This window comes from Streptomyces sp. NPDC006743 (assembly GCF_040703815.1).
Lineage (GTDB): Bacteria > Actinomycetota > Actinomycetes > Streptomycetales > Streptomycetaceae > Streptomyces.
Genome location: NZ_JBEYJA010000052.1, coordinates 1 through 18,464, shown reverse-complemented (window position 1 = coordinate 18,464; position 18,464 = coordinate 1). Strand labels below are relative to the sequence as shown.

The 18,464-nt window shown below is 72.4% G+C and carries 15 protein-coding genes; 7 read left to right on the top strand and 8 right to left on the bottom strand.

The annotated features are described in order from the left end of the window. Nucleotides 1-282: 282 nt before the first annotated feature. Entirely contained in the window at nucleotides 283-1,401 is a 1,119-nt protein-coding gene (locus ABZ719_RS30670; protein ID WP_366728413.1) for a hypothetical protein, read from the top strand. A gap of 158 nt (nucleotides 1,402-1,559) precedes the next feature. Here the strand turns inward: ABZ719_RS30670 and ABZ719_RS30665 are convergent, their stop codons facing one another. Then, entirely contained in the window at nucleotides 1,560-2,384 is an 825-nt protein-coding gene (locus ABZ719_RS30665) for an SURF1 family protein (protein WP_366728412.1), read from the bottom strand. Between the two features lie 269 nt (nucleotides 2,385-2,653). Here ABZ719_RS30665 and ABZ719_RS30660 point away from each other — a divergent pair, with 269 nt between their 5' ends. Beyond that, nucleotides 2,654-4,432, top strand: coding sequence for a prolyl oligopeptidase family serine peptidase (locus tag ABZ719_RS30660; RefSeq protein WP_366728411.1), 1,779 nt, complete (start codon nucleotides 2,654-2,656; stop codon nucleotides 4,430-4,432). Nucleotides 4,433-4,550: 118 nt separating this feature from the next. Here ABZ719_RS30660 and ABZ719_RS30655 read toward each other — a convergent pair whose 3' ends face one another. Beyond that, on the bottom strand, nucleotides 4,551-6,569 hold the full coding sequence (locus ABZ719_RS30655; protein WP_366728410.1) for an NAD-binding protein: 2,019 nt from the start codon (nucleotides 6,567-6,569) through the stop codon (nucleotides 4,551-4,553). Between the two features lie 290 nt (nucleotides 6,570-6,859). Between ABZ719_RS30655 and ABZ719_RS30650 the strand changes: the two genes are divergently transcribed. The 3 genes from ABZ719_RS30650 to ABZ719_RS30640 all read left to right on the top strand — a co-directional run bounded on the left by ABZ719_RS30650 (nucleotide 6,860) and on the right by ABZ719_RS30640 (nucleotide 9,388). Next, on the top strand, nucleotides 6,860-7,705 hold the full coding sequence (locus tag ABZ719_RS30650; protein ID WP_366728409.1) for an LLM class flavin-dependent oxidoreductase: 846 nt from the start codon (nucleotides 6,860-6,862) through the stop codon (nucleotides 7,703-7,705). Nucleotides 7,706-8,049: 344 nt separating this feature from the next. Next, on the top strand, nucleotides 8,050-8,637 hold the full coding sequence (locus tag ABZ719_RS30645) for a sigma-70 family RNA polymerase sigma factor (RefSeq protein ID WP_037850686.1): 588 nt from the start codon (nucleotides 8,050-8,052) through the stop codon (nucleotides 8,635-8,637). Beyond that, nucleotides 8,627-9,388 (top strand): hypothetical protein, encoded by a 762-nt coding sequence (locus ABZ719_RS30640; RefSeq protein WP_366728408.1) that lies wholly within the window; start codon nucleotides 8,627-8,629, stop codon nucleotides 9,386-9,388. The genes ABZ719_RS30645 and ABZ719_RS30640 overlap by 11 nt, the downstream gene beginning before the upstream one ends. Here the strand turns inward: ABZ719_RS30640 and ABZ719_RS30635 are convergent. Both ABZ719_RS30635 and ABZ719_RS30630 read right to left on the bottom strand, forming a co-directional pair. Then, the gene (locus ABZ719_RS30635; RefSeq protein ID WP_366728407.1) at nucleotides 9,357-10,463 is read right to left on the bottom strand and encodes a serine/threonine-protein kinase; all 1,107 of its coding nucleotides are present in this window, start codon (nucleotides 10,461-10,463) and stop codon (nucleotides 9,357-9,359) included. The genes ABZ719_RS30640 and ABZ719_RS30635 overlap by 32 nt on opposite strands. Then, nucleotides 10,460-12,466: an ABC transporter ATP-binding protein gene (locus tag ABZ719_RS30630; RefSeq protein WP_366728446.1), complete on the bottom strand. Its 2,007-nt coding sequence runs from the start codon at nucleotides 12,464-12,466 to the stop codon at nucleotides 10,460-10,462. Before ABZ719_RS30630 ends, ABZ719_RS30635 begins: the two co-directional genes overlap by 4 nt. Nucleotides 12,467-12,614: 148 nt before the next feature. Between ABZ719_RS30630 and ABZ719_RS30625 the strand changes: the two genes are divergently transcribed. Beyond that, nucleotides 12,615-12,833 (top strand): hypothetical protein, encoded by a 219-nt coding sequence (locus ABZ719_RS30625; protein ID WP_366728406.1) that lies wholly within the window; start codon nucleotides 12,615-12,617, stop codon nucleotides 12,831-12,833. A 233-nt stretch (nucleotides 12,834-13,066) separates the two neighbouring features. On the opposite strand, the gene ABZ719_RS30620 is transcribed toward ABZ719_RS30625, so the two are convergent. Then, the gene (locus tag ABZ719_RS30620) at nucleotides 13,067-13,480 is read right to left on the bottom strand and encodes an Imm10 family immunity protein (RefSeq protein ID WP_366728405.1); all 414 of its coding nucleotides are present in this window, start codon (nucleotides 13,478-13,480) and stop codon (nucleotides 13,067-13,069) included. A 326-nt stretch (nucleotides 13,481-13,806) separates the two neighbouring features. On the opposite strand from ABZ719_RS30620, the gene ABZ719_RS30615 reads away from it, so the two are divergent. Continuing rightward, nucleotides 13,807-14,580: an alpha/beta hydrolase gene (locus ABZ719_RS30615; protein WP_366728404.1), complete on the top strand. Its 774-nt coding sequence runs from the start codon at nucleotides 13,807-13,809 to the stop codon at nucleotides 14,578-14,580. A 554-nt stretch (nucleotides 14,581-15,134) separates the two neighbouring features. Here the strand turns inward: ABZ719_RS30615 and ABZ719_RS30610 are convergent. From ABZ719_RS30610 to ABZ719_RS30600, 3 genes are all read right to left on the bottom strand, one after another. Further along, nucleotides 15,135-15,608, bottom strand: a complete 474-nt coding sequence (locus tag ABZ719_RS30610) for a hypothetical protein (protein WP_366728403.1) — start codon at nucleotides 15,606-15,608, stop codon at nucleotides 15,135-15,137. 89 nt (nucleotides 15,609-15,697) lie between these two features. Then, complete coding sequence (locus ABZ719_RS30605; RefSeq protein ID WP_366728402.1) at nucleotides 15,698-17,512, bottom strand: alpha/beta hydrolase; 1,815 nt, start codon at nucleotides 17,510-17,512, stop codon at nucleotides 15,698-15,700. Between the two features lie 9 nt (nucleotides 17,513-17,521). Further along, nucleotides 17,522-17,986: a hypothetical protein gene (locus ABZ719_RS30600; protein WP_366728401.1), complete on the bottom strand. Its 465-nt coding sequence runs from the start codon at nucleotides 17,984-17,986 to the stop codon at nucleotides 17,522-17,524. Nucleotides 17,987-18,464 lie beyond the last annotated feature (478 nt).

Here is an 18,464-nt window from a genome sequence, read left to right as displayed (position 1 = left end):
CAGAGCCCCGAGAAGACCTCCGCCGAGAGCCCCGCGCCCCCGGCACCGCCCGCCGCAGAGCCTCCCGCGAAAGCCCCCGGGGCCACCCCCGGCACGGCACGCGCCTGCGACACGGCCCCACCCTCCGACACGGCAGGACCCTCCGACACGGCAGGACCCTCCGGCCCGGCAGGCGCCTCGGAGACGGCCCGGACCCCCGAGACGGCCCGAGCGGCAGCCCCGGCGGCGAACCCGCGAACGCCTTCGGTGAGCCACTCCGCAGCGCCTTCCGGTACGGCTTCGGTGACGCACCCCGAAGCGGCTCCCGGTACGCCTGGCGCCACTGGCCCGGCGGGAGACGGCGAAACTCCCGGCGGACTCGGCCCGGACGAACTGGCGCTGCGCCGGCTGCTGCACCGGGCGGTCGAGGACGTCGAACCGAGCGAGGGCACGCTGGAACACCTGCGGCGCGCGGTTCCCGCGCGGCGGGCCCGCAAGCGGCAGGCCGCGGTCGGCATGGCCGCCGCAGCCCTGTTCCTGGGCACGGCCGTCCCGGCCCTCGTCCACGTGTCCCACGCCACCGGATCCGACGCCGACCCAGCCATCGCGGGCCAGGCCTCACAGGCCCAGGGCGGCACCGGGCAGGACAAGGCCGCGGGCGGCGCGTCGAGCACCGCCGGCGGATCGCCGGACCGCCCCGACGGCAAGGAGACGGGCGGCACGAAGGACGGCGCGAAGGGCAGCAGGCCCCCCGTCCCCGGCACCGCGCCGGCCGGCGCCCCCCAGAGCCCTTCCGCCTCGGCCCGTTCCGCCCCGGTGTGCACGGCGGGCCAGCTGGGTTCCGCCACCGCCACCGTCAGCGCCCCCGACGCGGCGGGCGCCGTGTACGGCACCTTCCACGTCACCAACGTCTCGCCCGGCAGCTGCACCGTCGGCGGACCGGGCACCGTCACCACGCTCACCCAGGGCGTCGCCGACGCCTCCCGCGTCAGCGTGGTGCAGCACACGGCGGGCGACGCGGCGGCCGGGCTGCCCGACCCGTCCACGGAATCCGCCGCGCTGGTCCTGTCCCCCGGCTCCGGGTACGAGGTGAAGTTCGCCTGGGTGCCCTCCGACGCCTGCCCCACCAGCGGCGGCGACAGCGGCACCGGGGGCACCGGCGGCACCGAGACCGGCAACCCCACGCCCGGCCCGTCCCCGAGCCAGGAGACGACCGCCGCGGGCGGCCCGGCCACGAACAGCGACTCGGGAACCGGCACCGGGACGACCACCCAGCTGGTCACCGAGGACGGCGGCAGGGCGGACGGCAGCGTCGTGGTCTCGCACACCCCGGAAGCCGGTTCACCGACCGTCTCGGCCACGGTCCCGGACGCCTGCGCGGGCACGGTCTACCGCACCGGACTGCTGGCGACGGCCCCCTAGGTGCGCGGTTAGGACAGGGTGATGACGCGGCCGCGGCCGTCCGGCCTGATCCGAACGCACGGCCCTGGACCGGCCGGAGCGCGCACGGACCGGAGCGCGCACGGACCGGAGCGCGCACGGACCGGAGCGCGCACGGACCGGAGCGCGCACGGACCGGGTCAGACCGCGGCCGTGCGCTCCTCCTGGGGCCCGCCCGAGCCGTGCGCTTGCGCGGGCTCCCCGTCCCCGGGCACCAGCCCGAGCTCGGCGTCCCGTGCGGCCTCCACCTCGCGCCGGACCAGCCGGAACCACATGAAGACCACGAACCCCGCGAAGACGAACCACTCACCGGTGTACCCGAGGTTCTGGAACGCCTTCAGGTCCAGCCCGCTGCCCTCCGGGGCCTTCGCGGGCACCGCCTTCATCCCGGAGTCCGCCTTGTCGAGCGTCACCCACGCGTCGTACACGTCGTACGGCACCAGGTTGACCAGCGAGGCCGCGCTGATCGCCGCGGTCTGCCCGGACGGCAGGCCGCCCCGGGTGCCGACCCCGCTGCCCCCCGGTGACTCGGAAGCCTGGAGCGCACCGGTGACCGTGACCTCCCCGGCCGGCGGCGCCGGTGCCTTCGCCGCGTCCGCGTCCCCCGGCAGCCAGCCGCGGACGACGGGCAGCGCCTTGCCGGATCCGGTGCGCAGCAGCGTCAGGACGTAGTACCCCTGCCGGCCGTCCAGTTCACGGTCCGGGACCAGCAGCTGCTTGCCGTACCGGCCGGTCGCGGTGGCCCGCATGCCGGAGGTCCGCTTGTCGACGGGGAGCAGCCCCGCCAGCGGGCGCGGCGCCTCGGTGCGGGCCGCGGCGGACTGCTTGGTCAGGTTCCGGTGGTCGTCCACGCGCGCGTCGAACCGGCTCAGCTGCCACGACCCCATGAAGACGCAGAACGGGATGGCGAGCAGCACGAAGACGTTGATGCCCCACCAGCGGGGCGTCAGAAGAAACCGGTACACGGCTCAACGGTACGGTGCCCGCAGGGCGGAGCAGGCCGCGGGGTCTGAGTTTTCCACAGGGCGTGGGGGGCGTCCGGCTGGGCGCCCTTATGTTTTCCACAGGCTGGGGAACGGGGCGGCGCGTTGTCGGTCGGGCCAGGCACTATGGGGCCATGACTGAGAGCAACGGGTCCGCGGAGCAGACCGGCGCGCCGGCGACATCGGGAGCGACGGGGACATCGGGGGCGTCAAGGGCGCCGTCAGCGGCGGGAGCGCCGGGGAAGCAGGCCATGCCGGACTGGGAGAAGCGCTTCCGCGCCCCCCGGGTGTCCCTGCCCGACTGGGCCGAGGACGCGCCGGACCGCTCCCTGTTCGTGTCCAACGCGACGGGGACCTACGAGCTGTACGCCTGGGACCGGGCGAGCGGCGCCCAGCGCCAGGCCACCCACCGGCCCAACGGCACGACGGACGGCGTGCTCTCCCCGGACGGCGAGTGGATCTGGTGGTTCGACGACAAGGACGGCGACGAGTTCGGCGTCTGGCGCCGCCAGCCCTTCGGCGGCGGCCCCGACGAGGCCGCCGTACCGGGCCTCGCCCCCTCCTACCCGGCCGGCCTGGCCCTCGGCCGGGACGGACGGACGGCGGTCGTGGGCCGTTCCACCGACGAGGACGGCACGACGATCCACCTCGCGCGCGTGGGCTCGGGCGAGGCCCCGGCGGAGATCTACCGCCACCGCGAGTCCGCGGGCGTCGGCGGCCTCTCCCACGACGGCACGCTGATCGCGATCGAGCACACCGAGCACGGCGACGCGATGCACTCGGCGCTGCGCGTGCTGCGCCCGGACGGCACGGCGGTCGCCGACCTGGACGACACCAAGGGCGGCACGGTCGAGCTGGGCCTGGAAGTGCTGGGCTTCGCCCCCGTCGACGGGGACACCCGGCTGCTCATCGGCCACCAGCGCCGGGGCCGCTGGGAGCCCCTGGTCTGGGACGTGGCGACGGGCGAGGAGACGGACCTCGCCCTGGACCTCCCCGGCGACGTGAGCGCCGAGTGGTACCCGGACGGCGGCGGCCTGCTCATCGCCCACAGCTTCGAGGCCCGCAGCGAGCTGTTCCGCTACGACCCGGCGACCCGCGAACTGACCAGGATCCCCACCCCGCCCGGCACGGTCTCGGGAGCGACGGCCCGCCCGGACGGCAGCGTGGAGTACCTGTGGTCGTCGGCGGCCGAGCCGTCGGTGGTCCGCTCGACGCACGGCCGGGTGGTCCTCGACCCGCCCGGCATGAAGTCCCCCGGCTCGGTCCCGGTGGAGGACGTCTGGGTGGAGGGCCCCGGCGGCCGCATCCACGCCCTGGTCCAGAAACCGGCGGGCGCCACCGGCCCCCTGCCCACGGTCTTCGACATCCACGGCGGCCCCACCTGGCACGACAGCGACTCCTTCGCCGCCGGCCCGGCCGCCTGGGTCGACCACGGCTACGCGGTGGTCCGCGTCAACTACCGCGGCTCCACGGGCTACGGCCGTGCTTGGACGGACGCCCTGAAGCACCGGGTCGGCCTGATCGAGCTGGAGGACATCGCGGCGGTCCGCGAGTGGGCGATCACCTCGGGCCTCGCCGACCCGGACCGGCTGATCCTCACCGGCGGCTCCTGGGGCGGCTACCTCACCCTGCTGGGTATCGGCACCCAGCCCGACGCCTGGACCCTGGGCATCGCGGCGGTCCCGGTCGCCGACTACGTCACGGCGTACCACGACGAGATGGAAGCCCTGAAGGCCATGGACCGCACCCTGCTGGGCGGCACCCCGGAGGAGGTCCCCGAGCGTTTCGAGGCGTCCTCCCCGCTCACCTACGTGGACCAGGTCACGGCCCCCGTCCACATCTCCGCCGGGGTCAACGACCCCCGCTGCCCCATCCGCCAGATCGACAACTACGTCAAACGCCTCGAAGCCCGCGGCGCCGTCCACGAGGTCTACCGCTACGACGCGGGCCACGGCTCCCTGGTGGTCGACGAACGCATCAAGCAGGTCCGTCTCGAACTGGACTTCGCCGAACGGCACCTGCCGAAGTAGCGAGTGGCCGCACCCGCCGGGCGCCCCCGCCGGCCGGGGCGGCCGGCGGGAGTGCAGCGGGTGGGGCGGCCGGCGGGATGGCGACGGGTGGAGGCGGAGAGACGCGGTCCGGCAGGGTCTAGGCCGCCGCCCCCTCCCGCCCCCGCCGTCCCAGCAGCTCCGCGAGACCGCGCCGGGTCGCCGCCAGGACCACCCGGTCCTCCTTGCGCAGGACGTAGGTGTCGGGCAGGTTCCACCGCGGCCCGGCCGCCGGTCCGGTCCCCGGCGCGGTGTCCTCCGCCGCCGCCTGGGCCGCGGGCTCGCGCCGCTCCCCGGCACCGGTCCCGCTCCCGGCACCGCCCCGCTCGCCCGCCTCCAGCGCCAGCACCCGCCAGTACCCGGCCCGGAACGCCTCGGCGACCGTCCTGCCCTCCAACTGCGGATGCCCGTCCACGTCCACGGACGCGAACAGCAGCACCCGCCTCTCCACCGGGACGGCCCCCAGGATCTGCCGCCCGAACATCGCACCGGCGAACGCCGGCGCGGCCAGGTGCGTCACGCTCCGGCTGCGCGTCAGCGCCCGCGGGTGCGCCGCCCGCAGCGTCCGGTACACCGCCGTCGCGAAGTCGTCGTCGTACAGCCGCAGCACCACCCGCAGGTCGGGCCGTACCGAGCGCGCGTACAGCACGGCCTCCAGGTTCGTCGTGTCCGCACTGGTCACCGCGAGCAGCGCGTGCGCGCGGTGGATCTTCGCGGACTCCAGGACGCCTTCCTGCGTGACGTCCCCGAGCACCACCGGCACCCGCAGCCGCCGTGCCGTCGCCAGCCCCCGCGCCTCCGGATCCGACTCCACGCACACCACCGGCACCTGGAGTTCCCGCAGCCGCGTCAGCACTCGCGTGCCGACCTTGCCCAGCCCCAGCAGCACCACGTGCCCGCCGAGCCCGCGCGGCGGCTTGCGCAGCGCGGACGCCGACCGGAAGGTCCCCAGCGCCTCCAGGACCGCCGCGAGCAGCACCGGCAGCAGCAGCAACCCGACAAGACCGGACAGCAGTTGGAGCACCTGCCGCCCCACCGTCTGCCCGATCGCCGGATCATCGATGGCGAACAGGTCGAGCAGCGTCAGATAGAGCGCACCCAGCGGATGCACCCCCGTCACCAGCCACAACGCGACCGCGAGCGCGAACACGCACGCCACCAGGCCCGCCACCGACCAGCGCAGGCGCCGGGAGAACAGCGAGGTGAGCGGCGGGACGACACCGACCCCGCGCCCGGCCGGCAGGTTGGGCCCGGCGGCGTACGACACCTGCTCCAGCACCACCGTGCCGCGTCCGGTGGCCTCCCGCACGGCCGCCGCGTCCGGCAGCAGCCGGGGCCGCTGCTCCCCGCTGGCCTCGGACCCGTCGGCACCGGCGGGATCGCTGCTGGTCGCCGAGAGCAGGGCCAGCGTGCACAGGCCGGGATCGGCGACCTGGCCGGGCGCGGGCGGCGGCCGTTCGACCGCGTGCAGCAGCAGTCCCTCGGTCTGGACGACCTTGCTGGTGCCGACCACCGCACCGGCGGCCAGCGCGGGTGCGGCGGTGTCGGCGTCGGACAGCACCGTCGTGGACGCGTCGGCGCCGAGCGGGGAGCCGCTGTCACCGGTCGCCAACGCGGCGGCCTGATCGAGGAGTTCCTCGATGTGCTGCCCGAGCCGCCGGTTGTACAGGCGCAGGACGAGCCGCAGCCTCGGGTTGAGCCGCCGGACGGTGAGCGCGGCACGGATGTTGGTCTCGTCGTCGTCGTAGACGAGCGCCAGCGCGCTCGCCCGGTCCACGCCCGCCTCCAGGAGCACGGCCTCGGTCAGCTCGGCGGCCTCCACCACCCGGTCCGCGCCGCCGGCGGGCCCGCCGGCGGCACCACCGCCCGCACCGCCCGCGCCGGCCCCGCCCCCGGTGCTCCCGCCGGCGACCGCGGCGTGCCCGTTCCCGCCGGCCCGGTTCACGGCGGCGTTCACCACCCGGTCCAGCAGCGCCGAGGCGGCGCGGGCGCGGCCGACCACCGGTGGCCGTACCGCGCGCTCGGAGGGCGGGACGACCAGCGTGACCTGCTCGCCGTACACACCGCGCAACTCGGCGGCCAGACGGTGCGCGAGCCCGTCGTCCCCGCACACCACCATGTGCGCCCCCGTGCCGCCCGGCGCACCACCTTGATACGGAACGCTCCCCACGAGGGAGAAGACTGCCCCACGGGGACGGGTGGTTCCACCGGCCCGGGCGCCGGGAAAACCCGTTGCCCGGGGGCGCCGGCCGTCCTAGCCTGGGGCCACTTCGAAGAGACCTCCCCGGAAATGCGCCGCAGAGCGGGAGCGTCCCACCTCGCCGAGGTGCAGGAGAGGGCGGCAGCGAGCCCGGCGCCGGTCGCAGCAGCGGCCGGCCTTCCTTCCCCCTGCCTTCACGGAGGTTCTCCATGCACGTCGGCATCGGCCTGCCCATCAGCGACCCCGCCACTCTGCTCACCTGGGCCAGGCGCGCCGAGGACGGCCCGTTCACCACCCTCGGCCTGCTCGACCGGCTCGTCTACGACAACCCCGAGCCGCTGACCGCGCTCGCCGTCCTGGCCGGCGCCACCGAACGGATCCGCGTCCAGACCGAGGTGCTGCTCGCCCCGCTGCGTGACACCGCCCTGCTCGCCAAGCAGACGGCCACCCTGGACCGGATGAGCGGCGGGCGCCTGGTCCTCGGCCTGGGCATCGGCGGCCGGCAGGACGACCACCAGGCCGCGGGCGTCGACCCCCGCACCCGCGGCCGCCGCCTGGACGAGCAGATGCCGCTGCTGCGCCGGCTGTGGGCCGGTGAACCGTACGGCGACGGGGCGGGCCCCATCGGCCCGGCCCCGGCCCGCCCCGGCGGACCCGAGGTCCTGTTCGGCGGCTTCAAGCCCGTCGCCCTGGAACGGGTGGCCCGCTGGGGCGACGGCTTCCTGGCCGCCGCGCCGCCGTCCTGGGCGGGTGACCTGTTCGACACCGTGCGCGGCCAGTGGGAGGAACACGGCCGCGAGGGCGCCCCACGGCTGGGCGCCCAGGTGAACGTCGCCCTGGGACCGGCCCAGGTGGTCGAGGACGCCCGCGCCGCCATGCACGCGTACTACACGTTCACCGGCATGCCCGACCGCATGGTCTCCGGCATGCTCACCACCCCGGCCGCCGTCCGCGACGCCCTCACGGCCTACGCCGACCTGGGCGCCGACGAGGTCATGCTGTACTGCTACGGATCCGACCCCGACCAGGTCGACCGCCTGGCCCGGATTCTGTGAGGGTCCGGCTGTGACGGCCGTCCGAGCCCGGATTCTGTGACGGTCCGGCTGTGACGGCGGTCCGGCTGTGACGGCCCGGCGCCCGGCGTCGTCCTCCGGGCGGGGTCTTGGCTCCCGGTGGCTTTCGGGGCGGGGTCCTGGCTCCCGGCGGCCTTGGGGGCGAGCCCCTGGGTCTCGGCGTCCCCCGTGGCGGGGCCGGAGCCCCGGCGCTGACGCGCGGGATCCGCCAGCCCCCGTGGGCAGAGCGAACGGACGCGAGATCCACGGTCCCGCGGGAGAATCGGACCGAGGGATTCCCGAAGCCGTCGGCAATCCCTGGCCACGGACAGGCCGTATACACGGATATGTCAAGGTTCCGGTTCCCCGTGGGGCGGCTCCCGGACGAGGCTCTGCTCGCCGGGCTGGCCACCGGTGACCCGGAACTCGCGGTCAGTTTCGTCCGGCGGTTCCAGCACCGGGTCTTCGGCGTCGCCCTCGCCGTCACCGGCGACCCGCAGCTGGCCGAGGACATCGCCCAGCAGACCTTCGAGCGGGCCTGGCACCACGCCCAGATCTACGACTCGCGGCGCGGATCGGTCACCACCTGGCTGACCACCATCGCCCACAACCTCGCCATCGACGCCGTCCGGGCCCGGCGCCCGGAGCCGGTGGCGCCCGAGGACCTCGACGCGATCCTGGGCGCCGTCGGCGAGACCCCCGAGCAGCACGCCCTGGCGGACGAGGCGTCGTCGCGGCTGCGGGCCGCCGTGGCGCAACTGCCGCCCGAACAGGGCCGGGCCCTGGTGATGGCGGGCATCTACGGCATGACCGCCCAGCAGATCGCCGACCGGGAGCGGATCCCGCTCGGCACTGCCAAGACCCGGGTCCGGGCCGCGATGGGAAAGCTGCGGACCACACTCGCGTCCGACCGGCGAGGCGACCATGACCAGTGACGTGACCTGCGAGAAGCTGCGCGAGATCGGCGCCGAGCTGGCCCTGTGCGTGCTGCCGGGCCGCGAGCGCGCCGGTGCCGTGGCACACCTGGAGGGGTGCGCGGACTGCCGGGAGCACGTCCGGCAGCTGACCGAGGCCGGCGACCGGCTGATCGGACTGCTGCCGGGCAGCGAGCCCCCGGTGGGGTTCGAGACCCGGGTGGCGCAGGCGCTGACCCAGGGCGCGCAGAGGCGTGAGGGGCGCGCACGCCCGCGCGTGACCGGTCCGCTGGGCCGCCGGATCCGGCCACGTGTCGCCGCCGCGGCCACCGCGTTCGTCCTCGCCGTCGGATTCGGCGGCTGGTCGGTCGGTACGGCGGTCGAGACCACCCTGGCCGGACCCGCGCCCTCGTCCGCCGACCGGGGGACGGGCCTGCTCTGGGGCGGTCTGACCTCCGCCCGTCCTGCGCCCGGGCGTCCGGCCGGCGAGGTCTACGCCCACCCCGGCTCACCCGGCTGGGTCTACATGACCGTCGACCTCACGGCGGCCGGCACCCCGTACACCGGCAAGGTCACCTGCGTGCTGGTGCGCCAGGACGGCGGCACCGTGCGGGCCGGCACCTTCGACCTGTACGACGGCAAGGGCGCGTGGGGGGCGTCCGCCCCGCCCCTGGACCACTCGGCCCTCGCCGGCGCCCGGCTGACCGCCGCCGACGGCACGGTACTGGCGAGCACCCACTTCACGCCCGCGACTCAGGAGAGCCGGTCCTGACGGCCCCGGAGCCTCGGCTCCGGCCGCCCGGGGCCTCGGTCCTGGCCTCGGTTCCGGTAGCCCGGGGGCCGGTTCCGACGGCCCGGGCAGCCGGTCCCGGCAGGTCGTCGGGGACCAACGCGCGCAGGGCCGCCGCCAGTTCGGGGACCGTCGGCCGGGCCGCCGGGTCCTGCCGCAGACAGCCGTCGACGGCCTCGGCGAGCGCGCGCGGCAGGCGCCGCCGCGTCCCGACCGGCGGTGCGCTCGCCTCCAGCTGCGGGTACCAGCCCGGACCCCCACCGGGGCCGCGGGCACTGCCGCCGACCCCCGTACCGCCGTCGGCGCGGTCACTGCCGTCACCGCCGTCACCGCCGGCACCGTGGTGACTGCCGTTGCCGTTGCCGTTGCCGACGTCACTGCCGCTGCCGCTGCCGCTGGGCACGGTCTCCCCGCGGTCGAAGGGCACGTCACCGGTGGCCGCCTCGTACAGCGTGACGCCGATGCCCCACACGTCCGCCGCGGCCGACAGCGGGCCGCCGCGCGCCTGTTCGGGCGCCAGGTAGGAGAAGGTGCCCATCCCGGGCGGTGCGTGGCCGGGCGGCCGGGCCACGCTCAGGTCGAGCACCTTCGCACGGCCGCAGTCCACGACGACGTTGGACGGCTTGAGGTCGAGGTGCAGCAGGCCGCGGCCGTGCAGATAGTGGACGGCGGAGCACAACTGCACCCCGAGGAGCGCCAGGTCGGCGGCGGCCGGGCGCCGTCGCAGCCGGTGGAGGAGGCAGGACAGGGTCTCCCCGCTCAGCGTCTCCAGCACGACCAGTGGCTGCGGTGCCGTACGGACCTCGTAGCCGCGGACCAGGTGCGGATGGGTGAACTCGCAGAGCCACCGGCCCTCCCGCAGCAGCCGCTCGGCCGCCTCCTCCTCCGCGCGGCGGTCCGGCCGCAGCACCTTGACGACGCACCGGCAGGCGCGTTCCTCGCTCCAGGAGTCGTACAGGTCGAGCCAGCCGGTACGGGCCAGGTGCCCCAGAACCCGGTAGCCGGGGGCCGGGCGGCTGCCGGGGGCCAGCACCGGGTGCTCCCGGGCGCCGCTCATGACCGCACCGGCTGCGGGGGAGCGGCCGCGGCGTCCGGCTGGTGCAGTCCGTACAACCGGGCGTACGCCCCGCCGCGCCGGAGCAGTTCGGCATGGGTGCCGCTCTCGGCGATGCGGCCGTGGTCGAGCACCACGATCCGGGAGGCGTCGCGGACGGTGAGCAGGTTGTGCGAGATGACGACGGTCGTCCGGCCGGACATGAGGCGGCGCAGCGGTGCCATGATCCTGCGCCCGGATCCGGCGTCGAGCCCGGTGGTGGGCTCGTCCAGGAGCAGCACGGGCGCGTCCCTGACCATGGCACGGGCGATCGCCAGACGCTGGCGCTGCCCGCCGGAGAGCGTCCGGCCGCGCTGGCCCACCATCGTGTCGTATCCCTGCGGCAGCCGCCGGACGAACCCGTCGGCGTCCGCCGCCCGCGCCGCCGCAACGATCTCGGCCTCGGTGGCGTCGGGCCGGCCGTAGGCGATGTTCTCCCGCACGGTGCCGTGCAGGACGAGGGTCTCCTGGAGGACCACCGCGACGTTCTCGCGCAGATCGGCGAGGGCCAGGTCCCGCAGGTCGCACCCGTCCAGGCGTACGGCGCCCAGGTCGGGGTCGTAGAAGCGCAGTTGCAGCTTGGCCACGGTGGACTTGCCGGCTCCGCTGGGCCCCACCAGGGCCAGGGTCTCGCCGGGGGACACGTGGAAGGAGACGTCGGCGAGCGCCCAGGGTGCGGAGCCGGCGGGGCCGTCGTCGGGGGCGCTCGCGCTGTCCCGGGGCCGGGCGGCGGCCACGGGATCGCCGCCGCCGTCCGGGCCGGTCACCGCCCGCCCCTCCGGACCGGTCGCGGCAAAGCCGTCCGGGCCGGTCGTGGGGGAGCCGTCCGGTCCGGCCGTGGCGGAGCCGTCCGGTCCGGCCGCCGGATAGCGGAAGCAGACTCCGTCGAACTCGATCTCGCCGTGTGCCCGGCCGAGCCGCCGGGCGTGGGGTGCCTGGGTGACCTGGGGCCGCTGGTCGAGCAGTTCGACGATGCGTTCGGCGGAGGCGGAGGCGGCGTAGAAGGTGGTGCCGAGGCGGGACAGGTCGCGGACCGGGCCGTAGAGCTTGCCGATCAGGGCCAGGAAGACCAGCAGCCCGCCCAGGGTGAGCTGGCCCTGCGCCAGTTTCCAGGTGCCGAGGCCCGTCACGGCCAGCGCACCGCACATCTCGATCATCTCGACGAGCGGCCGGTACAGGGCCCGGATCCGGGTCGACGCCATGGTGGCGCGGAAGGTGCCGAGACTCTCGCGCTCGAAGCGGCGCGCCTCCCAGGCCTGCCGGTTGTACGCCTGGACGAGGGCCACGTTGCCCAGCGACTCCTCGGCGACCGCCGTGAGCGAACCGCTGCGGCGCCTGCGCTCGCGGGACGCCGCCTTGACCAGCCGGGAGAAGTGCCGCGCGGCCCCCCAGAACAGCGGCACGATGACGAGCGCGAGCAGGGTGAGGTCCCAGCGGAGGTAGAAGAGCAGCCCCAGGAAGACGCCCAGCTGGAGCACGTAGGAGAGGACGTCGGCCACGCCCGACAGCAGGAACGTCTCGACGGCGTCCACGTCACCGGTGATCCGTGAGAGCACGTCCCCGAGCCGCCGCCGCTCGAAGAACCCGAGCGACAGCCCCTGGACGTGCCGGAAGACGTCCGAACGCAGCGTCAGCAGGAAGCTCTCGCTGGTGTACGCCGAGATCATGTCGTCGGTGAACCCGAGGACCCCGGAGACGACGACGAGCCCCAGGCAGGCCGGGGCGATCCAGAGGAACGGCGCCAGGTTCCGGGGGACGAGCACGTCGTCCACCAGGAGCTTGAAGAGCCACAGTTCACCCGCGTCGACGACCGGCCAGGCCAGGCTGAACAGCGCCATCGGCACGAGCCGGCCCCGCCGTCCGCGCGTGTACGGCCAGAAGCGGCGGAACACCTCGCGCGGGCTCAGCGGGGGAGCGGCCGCGACCACCGCGTCCGCCGCGCCGTCCGCCGCGGGCGGCACAAGCAGCCGGCGCAGCGCGGAGTGGCCGGGCGGAGCGGCACGCCGTGGTGCCGTTCCGCCCGGCTCTCCCGGACCGCTGTCAGCCGTAGTGGCCAAAACCGTGGTCCTCGTCGTGCGAACCATGCCGGCGACCCCTCGAGGTCTCGTCGCGCCCGTGGTCCTCACCGTGCCGGCGGTCGTCATGATCACCGTGATCGCCGTGGTCTCCGTGACCACCGTGGCCGTGGCGATCGGCCGGGAAGAGATTCTTGAAGATCGCCATACCGTTGCCTCCTGCTCTGCCTCCGGACTCGTACTGGCCCACTGGATACGTCCCGGACGGCAGGAGGGATGGCTCTGCGCGGAAAAATTTCGACGGCCGGGCCGCCGGTGAGGCCGCGGGACCGGTGAGGCGGCGGGATCGCAAGACGGCCGGGGCGGTACGGCGGCGGGACCGGTGAGGTGGCCGGGGGAGGGGGGCCGGTGAGGTGGCCGCGGGCGGCAACGGTGGCCGGGGGGGGCGGTGAGGTGACGGGGGGGCGGTAACGGCGCCCGGGGCGGTGATGGCGGCCGGCCGGTGCCGGTGCCGCACTCCGCTGCCGCACTTCCGCCGCCGTGCTGCACTCCCTACAGGCCGATCACCCGCGGGCGGGCGTCCGGACGCCCGTAGGCGAGGACGCGCGGCAGCACCTCGCGCATGCGGGCCACCTCGGCCGCCGGCGCCCGCAGCACGGCCTCGACGACGGGATCGGCCAAGCCGAGCGCGTCCAACGACGAGGGGTCCAACGTCACCCGGAGCACATCCGCGTGGAGTTCCACCCGGCGTACACAGCCGTATGCGGTGCCCTGGTCCGGCGTGACAAGACAGTGGGTGTCCAGCCCGAGGGACACGTCCTGACCGTCGGGCTCCTCGAAGCCGCACATGAACAAGAGGGTGCACGCGTCCTCGTCGTCCGACTCGGCCACGCCCGCCATCACGCAGTCGTTCTGAGCCGGATCATCGAACCCGCAAGCACGCTGCGCCGTGAATCTGTACGCCATGCGGATGTTCCTAGCACCCGGTCTCACGATCTCGTCAGCTCGAGGAAGCGCCGGACACCGCGACGGGAACGGCGCGCTCTTGCCGGACACGCCCCGCGGCGAGACGGCGAGGTCGGCCCACAGCGACGATTCCCCGACCCGGGCCCCGCGCGGAAACCGTTTGGCGGGCCCCTGCGACCACTGCTACGTTTCCGGAGGCCGTGCGAGAGAACGAGGAGGTGGTACCCGTGAACGCAGTATCGACATGGGTGCTCTCCTTCGGGGTCACGGTCGGGCGGTAGGTCGTCCGGGAGCGCCGCTCAAGCGCACTCCCGAAAGGCACGACCATGCATTTCACCTCTGAACAGCGTTTCGACGACGGTGTCCTCGAGCGCGAGTTCACCCTCGGCGAGATACCCGGAATCCTGTGGACGCCCGCGCCCGCGCCCGCGCCCGCGCCCGCGCCCGCGTCCGCCTCCGCCTCCGCACCGGCGCCGGTGCCGCTGATCCTGCTCGGCCACCCCGGCGGGCTGCGCAAGATGTACCCCCGGCTGGCGGGGCGGGCCCGGCACTCCGCGGCGGAGGGCTTCGCCACGGCCACCATCGAACTCCCCGGCAGCGGTGAACGGCCCCGCTGGGCCGCCGTAGAGCAGGCCCGCGCCGACCTGCGCCGGGCACTGGAGGCGGGCGAACCGGTCGGTGACGAGATCGTCGACGCCCTCGTCCTCCCGCTCGTCGAAAAGGCGGTCCCGGAATGGCGGAGCACCCTGGACGCGCTCCTCTCACTGCCGGAGATCGGCGGCCCGGTCGGCTACTCGGGAGGAATCATCTCGATCGGGGTCCGGCTGGCGGCGGTCGAGCCGCGTATCGCGGCCGCCGTCCTGTTCGCCGGGAGTTTCGTACCCCGCGCCATGTTCGAGGAGGCCCGCCAGGTCACCGTTCCGCTCCACGTCCTGCTCCAGTGGGACGACGAAAGGAACGACCGGCAGACGGCCCTGGACCTGTTCGACGCCTTCGGCAGCAAGGAGAAGACTCTGCACGCCAATCTCGGCGGCCACACCGGCGTCCCGCAGTTCGCGGGGGACGCCGCGGCCCAGTTCTTCACCCGCCACCTGAAGTGAACCGGCCCCCCGCCAGGGGGGTAAGCCGCATAGGCGGAGGCGCTGCCCCCCCCCCGGGCAAAGGCCTCAGCGCACCTCCGCTGCCTGCGCCATGGGCCCCTGCCATCTCGCCTCGGCAGGGCCCACGCTCCCCGGAGCGACTCCAAGTGCACCGACTCCAAGAACGACGGCACCGGTACCGCCTCGGTCACCCGTCGGCCCTACGTGATGACGATCAACTCGGACGGGCGACGTGGCGGCGTCCTCGGTGTCGTCGAGCGCTACCGGAAGAAACAGGGGTACAGCATCACGTCGGTGCGTAACAGTGCCGACATGCCAGCGATCTTCGCGACCGCCCCGGACGGCTTCGAGGTGGGCCTGGAGTTCGGGTACAAGGGCCAGGCCGGATTTCAGGTGCTCACCGTGCGACGACGAGTCGAAGGCCACCGAGGCGCCGAGGGAGCCCCTCGACCTCAACTCACCGGAAGCCAAAGGCCTCCCCTAGGCCCCTGATGCGCCTGCCGCCAGCTTTTCACTCAGTCAACCTGTCGGCGTCCCTGGCTTCCTTCTCTTCGTCACGACCCGCTCGGGGACGACGAAGGGCCACCGGATGACCAGAAGTCGGAGTGGACATTCGGATTCGGAATCGGCTTTCCTGCATAATTCGGTCCAACTGTCTTCGAAGTGGGTGGTGACACCGATGACTTTTCCACGCATGGTGTTGCCGCTTCGAAGAACGCCTGCCCGTTGCCGCCGATCAAAAGGCGCACGTTGAATTCATCTGGAGTCTGAAAGTAGATGGCTGGGCTTTCCGTGTTCCGGTTCACGCCGATCTGGTTGTATCCTTGCGATTTCCAGTAGCGCTCCACCACGCCCAGGAAGCTTCCCCTCCGCTCCTCGGAAATCACAGTCATCACCGCCCGTCGCCTTGATACGTCACAACTACCTTCCGTCGACTCGCCATGGGTCCAATGAACCGCTGGCTTGATCGCGGCGAACGTGTCGTCAAGGATCTGGTCCGCACGCTCTGCCGCCTCTTGCATGTTCATTTGTTCCGAGTCACCTACAGAATTTCCGTCCGAAGGGCTGCATCCAGTCAACAGCAAAGCACCAAGTAGAAGTCCAGAGTATGCAGTTCTCACCGCGGCTGCTCCCGAACGATCTTGCCAGATTCGCCGACAACAATCCTTGCAATATTGTCCGCTGACATCTGATCTTTTGTAGGGCTGAAATAATTGGAGTGGGCTTCCATCTTTCCGTGGTCTTCGAAAATGGTGGGCCCGTCAGCCACCTGGAACCGCGTGGCACCGAAAGCCTTGCTGGCGGGATCCTTGCCGAACCAGAGATCGTCGCCGTTCGGATCACTCGCGCTTGCACCAGCTGCAGCACCGACTTCCGGCGCGCCCGCGAAAGCCCCCAGAACCCCTCCGACAACCCCGCCGGCGACCTGCCCCCTGGAAGGCAGTCCAGTGACGATGTCGTGTTCGGCTGCACCTACGAACACATGGCCCTTACCTACGTTCAACTGATCCGCAGAATCTGCCCCTGTACCCGGGCTTCCCACAAGAATGATGTCATCGGCTCCTGTGATGCCGCCCTTCTCCTGAGCCGCAAGGCCGACGGTGAGTGATCCGTACGAATGGCCGATGGCTGTGACGTGAGGATCTCCGTATTCGTGGGTCGCTGAAATCCCAGCCATGAATCGGTTGTACGCCGGGGCTCCCGCCTCAGCATCGTCTCTGAACATGACGCTCCTGCTGCTCAGAAAATCACCGGCACTGAGCTGGGGTGCGTCATAACCAAGCCAGACGATTGAAGATGTAGAACTATCCGGCGCCATCTCCCTGGCGGTCAGCGCCGTGTCTTGGGCGCGCTTCATCGTCCCGCCAGCGAAACCTTCGTCCAGCCTCGTGGTGAGCCCTGGAACATAGGCAGACACATTTTGTGATGTGTCCGGGTTGCCGTAGGCAACAATTGCCCTTCCATTTCCTTCATCGCCGATGCCCAAGAGGTACATGGGCGGTTCGCTGCCCGCGAGGAGTTTTTCTTGGATGGCTTTCAGACCGCCCAGCTTCGTCTTGGAGTCGTCGTCGTGCTGGCCTTCCAGCTTCGCAATCAGGGTCTGGATATTCTCGCGATTCACCTCGTCACGCACCACCGCCGGAATGCCATCCAGTCCCCCGATAACCTCGGGAAAACCCCTTTTGTACTCATCCCGCTCCTCATTGCTGAGGCTGTCCCACCACTTGGTGATGTCGGCCGGCGACTTGTCCATGGGGACGTGATCGAGAAGGTATTGGGTTGCCGCAGAACTGACGGCGCCGACGTCGGATGCCACATCGGCCCACGTCTTGGTGTAGACGGTCAGACCCGGTGCGGCCTTGAGTTTTTCCAGGGCCTTGCTGTAGCGGTCGTCGATCTCTGCGGCTTCCTGTACAGCGTGTGCGATGCGGTCAGCGATGTCCTGGGCCTTCGCACGGTTCGGGTTGGGGCTGTGCAGTCCGGTCATGTCCGGGCCCGGTCCGCGACTGTAGATGCCGTTGAACCCGGTGACCGTTCCGCCGGCGATGTCCTCACCGGTCAATCCGTTCTCGCCACCGGCAGGGTACGTCACGCTGCCGGTGGCGTTGACGGTGTACGAGAGCGCCTTCGCGTCCTCGAGTGCCTCGATCAGGCGGCGACGTGGGGCCGCGATCTCGGCCGAGAAACCGGTGAGCACTCCGCTGATCAGGCCGCATTCGACCTGCGTGTAGTGGAAATTTTGTGAGAGCTTGGCCAGCTGCTTCTGTGCCGCCTCCGCCGCCTCGCCCTCGTTGGCCTTCTGCATGACCTTGGTGATCTGCTGGTCGATGCGGCCCTTTGCCGTGTCGGCCATGTCGCTGATCGCGCGATATCCGTCCGCTGCGTCCGCGTATTCGGAGGGGTTGATGGCCTGGAGCTTCTTGAGGTCCATGCGTCCGGATCACCGACCCTTGCCCGTGCCGTCGACGGCGGACGTGTCTTCGGAACGAACCTTCAGCCCAGCGATCTCGGCCTTGATGGCTTCATCAGTCTTGAGCTGATCATTCCCCACTTTTTCCAGCACGTCGGCGAGCCCGCCGCACAGCTCGCTGATGTCCTTCGCGCGGCGCTCCCAGGAGTCGTACACCCCCATTTGGGCAGCCTCGGTTGAACAGCCGGAGTCCTTGCCGAGCCCCGTCGTGCCGTGCCGCAGCTTCGTCAGCGCCTTGCCGATGTCGTCCCGCAGGTGCCCCACACCTTGGGCTGCCGTAGACCACGCCTTTTTGTCGGACCGGAGCCTGACAGAAGCGCCGTTACCGCTCGAACTTGTGTCCGTCTGGTCGCCGGGCAGTTGGTTGAGCTGCATCCGTGTGGAACGCCGTTCGGCCGCTGCGGCCTTGAGCTGTTCCCACTCGTCCCACGCCATGCGTGGCCCTCCCCATGGCTCGCCATACATCGCCGAGGTCCTGTCAACGCGCGACCGGCACATCGCGGTGATCGAGAAGCAGAGTAGTAATGCTGCGCCGAACGACCCATCCGTATCGGCCACCAAGCGTCTGAGTACGCGTACTCAGTCGGCACCCGGGCATCGATCGGACGCGAGCGTGGATCCTGGGGCTGGGCCACGGCTGGGTGTGGGGAAGGGCGTCGGAGTGATGCTGTGGTCGCCCGGCGCCCCCGGCCAGCGACTTCTTCCCTGTAGGAAAGAGCCACACCTCGTGACCACTGTGCAGTTCACCGTACGGCCCGGCCAGGGCGACGCCAGAGTGTCCGTGCTCGTCCGCCGCTGTCTGTCCGCGTTGTCACGCAGTTACTGAGGTTGAACTCGTGATGTCGTGGAGTTGCTCAGGCGGGCCTGATGGTCAGGCCGGTCTCGGTGAGGCAGCCGTCTATGAGGTGACTGC

Coding starts and splice junctions, on each gene's coding strand:
- ABZ719_RS30660 (WP_366728411.1), top strand. CDS start 2,654: ATGCCGGACTGGGAGAAGCGCTTCCGCGCCCCCCGGGTGTCCCTGCCC.
- ABZ719_RS30655 (WP_366728410.1), bottom strand. CDS start 6,569: ATGGTGGTGTGCGGGGACGACGGGCTCGCGCACCGTCTGGCCGCCGAG.
- ABZ719_RS30650 (WP_366728409.1), top strand. CDS start 6,860: ATGCACGTCGGCATCGGCCTGCCCATCAGCGACCCCGCCACTCTGCTC.
- ABZ719_RS30645 (WP_037850686.1), top strand. CDS start 8,050: ATGTCAAGGTTCCGGTTCCCCGTGGGGCGGCTCCCGGACGAGGCTCTG.
- ABZ719_RS30640 (WP_366728408.1), top strand. CDS start 8,627: ATGACCAGTGACGTGACCTGCGAGAAGCTGCGCGAGATCGGCGCCGAG.
- ABZ719_RS30635 (WP_366728407.1), bottom strand. CDS start 10,463: ATGAGCGGCGCCCGGGAGCACCCGGTGCTGGCCCCCGGCAGCCGCCCG.
- ABZ719_RS30620 (WP_366728405.1), bottom strand. CDS start 13,480: ATGGCGTACAGATTCACGGCGCAGCGTGCTTGCGGGTTCGATGATCCG.
- ABZ719_RS30615 (WP_366728404.1), top strand. CDS start 13,807: ATGCATTTCACCTCTGAACAGCGTTTCGACGACGGTGTCCTCGAGCGC.
- ABZ719_RS30610 (WP_366728403.1), bottom strand. CDS start 15,608: ATGAACATGCAAGAGGCGGCAGAGCGTGCGGACCAGATCCTTGACGAC.
- ABZ719_RS30605 (WP_366728402.1), bottom strand. CDS start 17,512: ATGGACCTCAAGAAGCTCCAGGCCATCAACCCCTCCGAATACGCGGAC.
- ABZ719_RS30600 (WP_366728401.1), bottom strand. CDS start 17,986: ATGGCGTGGGACGAGTGGGAACAGCTCAAGGCCGCAGCGGCCGAACGG.